The following is a 547-nucleotide window of genomic DNA, read 5'->3' as shown; positions in this document are numbered from 1 at the left end:
GGTCAGACCGTCCTGAACCAGCCACCGGCCAGCTCAACGGACTCCAAAGATCAACTTATCTAGGAAACTCCCGCTAGAGCACCGGCGCCCTGGGACCACCGGCGCCCTGGCCACGGCGGCCACGCTCCGTTCCTGAGACGGGAAACAGTCCCGGCAGCCGGCTCGACGTCCGACGACCCGCCGCGGTACGGCCTCCGCCGAGGGGCCGACGTCGTGACGGAAACGCGACGGACACGTGTGGGGGGCAGGGGTCCTCCCCGCAGTGACGGGCAGGCGGACCTCTACCCGTCACGGGCTTACAGGCGGATGCCGTCCCTTCGCACCCGGGCGGCAAGATCCCGGATCCCCCGGGTGGGGACGAGTTCCCACCCGGTGCGCAGCCGCGCCCGGCCCTCCGTGCCCACCACCCGGACCCGATGCGGCACCCACTCACCCGGCATCCCGTCGTACCGGTCGGGAACCTCACCCCCCACCGCGATCATCGCAAGATCATCCTTGGGGTGCTGTGCCCGTAGCCGCAGACCGGTCACCACCGCCAACCCCGTGG

At 70.9% G+C, this 547-nt stretch carries 1 pseudogene; it reads right to left on the bottom strand.

Features of this window, described 5'->3' with window-relative positions:
- Nucleotides 1-296: 296 nt before the first annotated feature.
- A pseudogene (locus AC08ON_RS16575) lies at nucleotides 297-547 on the bottom strand (hypothetical protein); the annotation flags it as partial.

This window comes from Frankia sp. CoWAU3, from assembly GCF_977971855.1.
Note: the sequence above shows the minus strand (reverse complement) of the source record. Positions and strands in the feature narration are given on the sequence as shown.